The sequence below is a fragment of the Flavobacterium sedimenticola genome (genome assembly GCF_030053345.1).
In the GTDB taxonomy this organism is placed as follows: Bacteria; Bacteroidota; Bacteroidia; order Flavobacteriales; family Flavobacteriaceae; genus Flavobacterium; species Flavobacterium sedimenticola.
On the sequence record NZ_JASGBP010000014.1, the window covers coordinates 1 to 8,151 of the forward strand.

Sequence of the window (8,151 nt, forward strand, 5' to 3'; positions counted from 1 at the left end):
ACCGGTTGCGTACAGTTAGACGTAGTCGTAGCCAAATCACCAAAGCCGTCACCGTCAAAATCACGGTACCACGTTACATTGGCTACCACATTAACCGCTACCGAAGCACAGCTGGTAACATTACAATCACCACTATATCGTACATAGTAGGTTGTGGTTGACGTTGGTGACACGGTAATGCTATTACCGGTGCCGGCCGATGTTCCTCCGCAAGATCCGGTAAACCACTGTACTACAGCATTAGACCCCATAGTTCCGCCTTGAACGGTTAAGGTAGTGCTACCGCCGTTACAGATAGAAGTAATTCCGGTAATTCCGGTTGGAGCCGTTGAATTCGTACAAGCTAAAGCAAACGTTACGTTAATCGTGTGATTCACAAATACGTCGGTAAACAAGTCCGCATCAGTAAACACATAAGTACCTCCCGCAGCATAAGAACCTGTAGTGAGAGACGTAGAAGCAACACCATCTACTGTTAAGTCACTGATTAAATAACCAGGAGCCGGAGTAATGGTATAGGTTCTGTCTCCTGAACCATCACATGGCAACGTAGTCACGCCTACCGGCGAAATAGTTCCATTAGGACCGGCAGTGGCCGTAATCGTTGGATTAGGATTCACCGTAACACCTATAGAACCGTTTAACGAATTTGTACTCAAACAAGTACCCCCCGAAAGGGTAACGTCTACCGATACGGTATCACCATCAGCTAAAGTAGTGGTAGCATAGGTGTTAGAAGCTCCGTTTTGAACCGAATTACCATTCACTTTAAAGTCATAATTAGCGGTTCCTCCACTCAAATTAGCTGTAGTCGCTGTAAAGGTTACGTTGGTACCCTCACAGAATTCACCCGGATGAGTGGTTGTGAAGTTTAAGGTAGGAACAACTGATGGTGTAATTACAAAATTAACCGCTGTTCTACAAGCAGAACTAGAAGAACAAGCCACATAATAAGTTGTAGTACCCGGTGTATTCGTATTAGCCATAGCACCACTGGCAACTGGGTCAAAAGATGCCCCTGTACCCAATACTGTAGAAGAGGTCGCATCAGCATACCAGTTCAATACACCTGCACCGGTAGGTGTCTGGATGGCACCGCCAACAGGAGGTGTTACTGTTATAGTAATACCTGTCACTGCTACACCAGAACTAAACGGTGTGTATACTAAAACATAATCAACTCCAGCTGTTAAAGTTCTGGTTATTCTTGGGTCACTTGAACATAAAGTATTACCATCGTCATTTGCTTCTAGGAAATTAACGGCAGGAGTACCTGGTGTAAATGGTGAAATATACAATTGCATGTGGGTATCTCCACTGGCACAACCGTTTATCACATAACTACCCGTAACGGTAGGTCTGAAAACTTGAGTAGAATAGGCCACCGTTTGACTAGATGAATAAGTAGTCCCTCCAGAAGAACGCACATAGGTTGGCGCTCCGGTTGAAGGTATATTTGCCATAGTAAAGGTATTGTTTTCAACATAAATCATCGGACAACTCGCCGATGCTTCCAACGCAGCTGAAGGACCTCCTTGACAGATAGAAGCCGGAGTTGTAGTGATGCTAACAGGCGTTTGAATTACCACAACTGCTGACCCTTGAACACCCCAACATCCTGCTGCAGATTGCGCTCTGAAATAATAAGTTCCTGAGGTACTTATGGCTTGGGAAACTGAAGCAGTAGCGGTAGAAGTTCCGTCACTCGTAGTTCCTTGGAAATAAATAGTACCATCACCTCCATTATCAGCGGTGATTGTAGCATTGGAACAGAAAGTTCCTGCTCCGGATACCACTACAGCAGCAGGTAATGGATTAACGGTTACCGTTACGGAAGCTGTAGCTGTTTGAAAACAAGCATCAGTTATTGTAAGGTCATAGGTAGTAGTAACAGCTGGTGTTACACTAAATGAAGCAGCAGTACTAACCTCTGTACCGCCCACTTTCCATGAGTAGGTATTGCTACCGCCACCACCTGTGAATGCTGATGACAGAGTTACTGAAGTTCCTGCACAGATAGGAGTAGCAGGAGCCGCACTTGCACTAGCCGTAAGCGGGGCGCCCACAGCAAATACCGCTAAGGTACGTGTTGACACACAGCTTCCGTTAACAGCTTCTGCATAATAATTATAATTTCCGGAAACTGAAGTATTTGGTAAAGCAGGATCCAAACCAACCGGATTAAATGGTGACCCTGATCCGATTGAAGTCCCTCCGGTAGCAGCAGTGTACCATTGTATAGTAGCCGGATAGCTGTAATTTACCACTACGGTGGCCACACCGTTACCGGTTGGGAAAGTGGCTTCAGCACCTGAAGTATTATCATCAACATTATCCCAATACAATAAGTTTACTGTACCACCTGTGTTTGTGGATGTAATACCGGTTGTAGCTGTGCGAGTGTAATTAAGTGTTCCCGCAGAGTTTGCTGCAGAAGGGTCGGCTGCAGCAGCATTTACTATTGCTCCACCTAAACCTAATCTAATGTCAGCTCTCCATGAACTACTCAAAGCAACTAAACCTGGATAATTGATAACAACACTAGTTATTGTGGCGCCGGCAGGTAAAGCATTCATTGTTGCCGAAGCAACTGTTGTGCCCGGAGCTACAAGGGTTTCCGTTGGTTGAGCCGTCACATTAAAACTAAGTGTCTGGCTACCTGTTAAAGTAGAAGTGGTAGATGCTGTTAACCCTTGACCTACAGGAACACTTCCGTTCAAACAAACGTTATACCCTGATGTTGTTGGAGCAACAGGAGTTGTATTAACCGCAACTACAGTTGTGGCCACTGTCGAACTACAACCATTAGCAGTAGCTGTAAAGCTGTAGGTTCCTGCGGCAGCAGCCGTTAGGGAAGAAATGGAAGGATTTTGGTTTGTGCTGGCAAAACTATTAGGGCCTGTCCATGTAAAACTTGTTCCTACATCAGTAGTACCGGTAAGGTTTAAAGTACCACCTATACAAGCAGGGGAATTACTCGAGGCACTAGCAGTTGGGTTAGGATAAACCGTTACCACCAATTCATTAGAATATCCTGTTGCAGAAGCCGGAGTACAAGTAACTTTCAATCGGAAGTAATAAGTTCCGGCTGTAAGTGCTGCACTGGTATACGATGTAGTGGTAGCTCCTGTACCACCGGTAACATTGGCAAAGCCAGAGCCCGAGGTTGAAGAGACTTCCCATTGATAAGAAATTCCGGAACCGGAATCAAAACCTGTTGAAGTCATCGAAACTGTTTGACCAACACATTTAGACTGTGTTGCCGGTGAAATTGTTCCCCCTGAAGCTGCAGTACAACCTGCTACTGCAAATTGTTTAAATCCTAAACTCGGTGTTGCCGTTCTGGTACCGCAATCAATATCTGAAGCCACAACTGCAGTCAAATCAGCACCTGCAGTAGAAAGAGTCACATTAGCAGCATTAAGTGAATCCGGTCGTAAATCTGTCGCAGAAGTAAATACTGTATTAGTATTTAAAGAAGCGCCATCTTGACCAATTGCAGTTTGATAAGCTGCTAAAGAAGCAACGTCTGTTCCGGATCCTGTAGCAAGACTACCTGTTTTGGCAAATTTCGCTTCAGTTCCTGAAGTAAAGTAATTGTTATTGTTAGATACTAAATTAGTAAATGTTGAATAGCCAACACCCACAGCATAAGCTCCAACTCCTAATCCTGTACCTCCACCGGTGACAGCACTATTCATGAAAATATTATTTCTTACATTAACAGCTGGGTTACTACCTCCTATCGCTAAAGCAAAGTTTGGCTGACTACCCCCTGTAGCAGTACCACTCATGAAAACGGTATTGTGATAAACATTGGTTGATACCGCTCCTCCACCAACAAAGATTCCCGATCCAAAATCACCTGAGGTACCATTAATAGAAGTATTGGCAATAGCATTATTTGCTATTAAGTTAGTTCCTGAATTCGTCGATGTAACAAAATAAATACCACTAACCGAGAATGTAGAGGCAGCCCTAATGTTATCAATAACATTGTTGGTAACCGTGGCGTTGATAACTTCGTTACCGGTAAAAGCCGTCGTTGAAATACCTATGCTACCACATGCAATTGCAAAACCATCTCCTGATGAACCAGAGACATTAGCAATATTGTTTCCAGAAATAGTAATGTTATTTTCAAAACCAACAAAAATACCAGCTATCCTAACATTATTAGAAGAAGCCACAGTGCCGTTAATTTGATTTTGGTTAATTATTGTTCCTGTGTTTTTATTTGCAGCACTGGCTCCTTGAGAATAAATACCGATTTGAACTTTAGTAATGTTGTTGTTAACAAAACTATTGTTATTGTTTCCGGTTCCTAAAGAAGAAGAGCTAATTGTTGAACTCCCTGATCCAATTCCAACTAAAGTAGTTGTACTGGCATTTCCAACAATATTACAGTTCATTACCGTATTATTTGTAGCGCCATTCGCTCCGTTTGTTTGGAACCATACAACAGCACTTGAGGTACCTGTATTGGTATTCGAAATAGTTAAATCTCTTGAAGCAGAACTTGCCGGGCATACTGTATTTGAAGTACTGCTTAATGAACCATCTATAATTACTCTGTCAGCACCATTGAATCCTAGTAATGAACCTGTTGTAGTTCCGGAAATTGTTCTAGCAGATCCAGACGGTTTAATTGTTACAGTATAAGGAGAAGCAAATTCATTTAATTTGACAGCACCCGTTTCAGCCGTTAAATCACCTGTAATTTGTAAGACAACATTTGCAGATACCGTAGCATTATTAATTGCTTCAAAGGCACCGCCTGCCACTGTAAGTGTTGCATAATCACATCCTGAAGGACAAACTGTTTTTGTTCCTGCAATTGAAGGTGTTATTGTATAACTATTGATTGTACCTGTGATAGGAAATGCTCCGGATGTTAATGCTACTGAAGTTGGTGCAGCATTAAATATTCCACTATTAATTCCAACATTTGGTGTACCCGCTACATCTTGAGCCACTACAAAATATTGAATTACATCCCCGGCTGTTACTGAACCGGCATTCAATAAGGTATGATCGATTGTAAAACTGAATGGAGAAGAACCTGTTGCTTCTACATATTTCCAACCGGTCAAATCATTCGCATCAGTCGATTTTTTATAGTACACTCTTGGACTTGTACCTGCCGTTCCATTAATACCACTAGCATCTGACATAGTCACATTATTAAAAGATCTCGTAGATGTTGCAATTGAATTGCCTAAAGCAGTATATGAGATACTTGGCGCAGATAAATCAATACCTGTTCCGGCAAACTCATCAGCCCCTATATCAGGTGTTGAGGCATTACGAGTATCCCCCTCAAAGTCTGTTGTAATTCCTGATATAGCTGCACCGCCACTTTCAACTTGAGTCGCAACAGCAGTGTTCATTTTTAAGAAATTAGCATTTCCTGAAGTTGTACTTAAAAATGTTGAAGTAACGTTTTCGGACACTGAGGAAGCATCACGAGAGGCAACACGTGTTTTATATGCGGCAAAGGTTGCATCTGTATTTGTTCCATCAGTATAATACGATGAATTCGTAAAGAACAAATTATTGTTGGATGCTGCTGCATAAGAAGTTAAAGTAGTTGACGATCTTCTGTGAGCCACAGCCAAACCTGCTCCGGCTGTAGTAGAGACATTACTAAAAATATTATTTCTTAATGTAACTGTTGGCGTTGAAGATACTGAAATGGCACTGGAACCAAATAAGGCACCAGTACTACTTGCGCTTATATGAACGGTATTATAGTATGCATTTACCGTTGTTCCTCCTGTAATGTTGATCCCTACTAAAGGATTGCTTGCATTAGCTATTGGTGTGCGCAAATCTCCTATCCTGTTGTTATACAAGGTTGTTGTAGCTCCCGAAGAAACTAAAATACCATTAACTGCACCGGAAGCATTGTTAGCCTCTAAGTTTGATATTACGTTGGAATAAACATTTTGTGTTGAACCACCGCTGATACTAATACCACTAACAGTATTTCCACCAGTTGTCGTTAAACCAGAAATAGTATTGTTGAAGAAATTCTGTGCTCCTTGAGCCGAGGCTATCCCCGTAATACTCGATGCTCCGGCAACATTACTAATGGTGTTTCCGGAAACATTGTTTGTAGTGCTTCCGCTATTTGAATATCCTACTGATAAAAGCGTTACAGTGGAAGCACCAGTAGTAATATTACTAAAAGTATTATTAGTAACTGTTTTACTAGGTCCGAACGGACTCGTAGTTGAACCATCAGTACTAATCCAACCTGAGACCGTAGTTGCTCCGGTTAAGGTAATGTTGGAAAAATTATTTCCGCTATTCGTTTCTGTTACCGTAGTTGGACTTGTGGAATTTGAATTATAAAAATTTACAGTTCCTCCAACACCTGTTTTGGTAAATGAGGTTACAATTGAATTGTTATTGACATTCGTTACTGCATTCGCCGGACGCGTAAAGTTGGCCGCAATAAAGTTGACACTTCCCGTTGTATTTACCGTAATACCCGTAAAAGTATTACTGTTGATGTTTGTAAACTGATGCGTAGAAGAAGTTGAGATGAATGTAATTGTTCCTGATGCAGCAACAGTATGACTAAAATTATTAAAATCGTTATTATTAATATTTTGTGTACTGGTAGCACTAGCTGAGCCTGAAGCCACTAAAATACCATTTACTGCGCCACCAGCAAGTCCACTTCTTAATGAAATACTATTGTTGTTAATCGTATTGGTAAACGTTGCCGTAGGTGCACTCGTCGAGGCTGTTTGCTGAATACCGTTTAAGGTTCCAGAAGTTACTCCTCCATTGGAACTGCTAATCGTATTATGGGATATAATATAGCCATTACAATTTCGCACTAAAACACCATTTGTTGTACCCGACATGTTAACATAACCAGAAAAAGTACCGGTGGTTCCGTAATTTGTAATCGTATTACCCAAACCGGACCCTCCTATTTCAACCCCGGTATTGACATCAGCAATAGCTGTTGGACCAATAACAACAATACCGTTGTTGACATTAGTGATGGTATTACTGTAAATTTTCAAACCACTATTACCACCGGCTGTTGTTGTAGCTGTGGCAGATGTAGTGATTGTTGTTGCAGAGTGTGTTGAATTACTGTAAATACCAAACGTATTTTGATAGGTACGATTCAAGGTTATGGTGTTGTTTTGAATCGTACAGTTTTGAGCACCATTAGTGGTACTGGCATACAATAAAGCTACTCCCCACTCCACCATCGTATTTGAAGCTGCCGTAGTAACTGTATTGGCAGCATTTTCATTCATGGCAAACCCTTGAATAGTGATATAATCCCCACCAATAATTTTGAAGATAGCATCATTGAGGTTACCGGCGGTACCTGCTGGTGCTGGCGCAGTAATGACACTGTTTGCCGCACCATTACCCTGAATAATAATAGTGTTTGCTGCAGTACCTGTAGCCGTTATAGAGTAACCTCCTGCAGGAGATGTCTCTGTACCTGTCCCACAAGTCACCACAACCGGACCCGTTATTGTAAGTCCATTAACCGCAGTTATGGCGGCTGATAATGATGCAAATGGAGAACCTGCTACAGGCGAACCATTCATAGTTACTGTAGTTCCCGAAAACTGTGCATTTGCCGTCAGCCCTGTAAACAGCATACAGCATAACAACAGCAAACCCGACAACCACTTCATTTTAGTAGTCTTCGAACCGACACTAAATGGCATAGAATTTTCATTTTTGAGAAAGACATCCCTGTCTGCTCTCAAAGCCTTGTAATTTTTAAACATAAGTTAGTATTAGAATTTGGAGCTAAAATAGAATATTGGCTTGATTTCAAAATACAGGATTTAACATTTTTTTTACACATTGATAAAAAATATTCCCTAAATACTGTCATTCATCCACAAACTGCTCAAAAAATCCGACAAATTGTAACACGGCTGAAAAGCTCTGAAAAAGAGAAAAATATTTTTACATCTTTTTCTTACGTTTTTTTTTTAAACGCAGATTAATAAACTTAAAAGAAAAAGACCAACGGCATCTCAAAAATCTAAAATCAAGAACAACATCTTGACTCTCAAGCTCAATTTCGTGTATGCCAAAAAAAATCCCTGCCAATGGCAGGGATTTTCTATAGTAAGAAGTTCTAATGTAATATTAGCG

General features: G+C 41.3%; 1 protein-coding gene. It reads right to left on the reverse strand.

Going from position 1 to position 8,151, the window contains the following annotated elements:
- The coding region (locus tag QHT84_RS14035; protein WP_283240208.1) for a beta strand repeat-containing protein at window positions 1–7,775 on the reverse strand (7,775 nt) is incomplete at its 3' end.
- Between the last annotated feature and the right edge of the window lie 376 nt (window positions 7,776–8,151).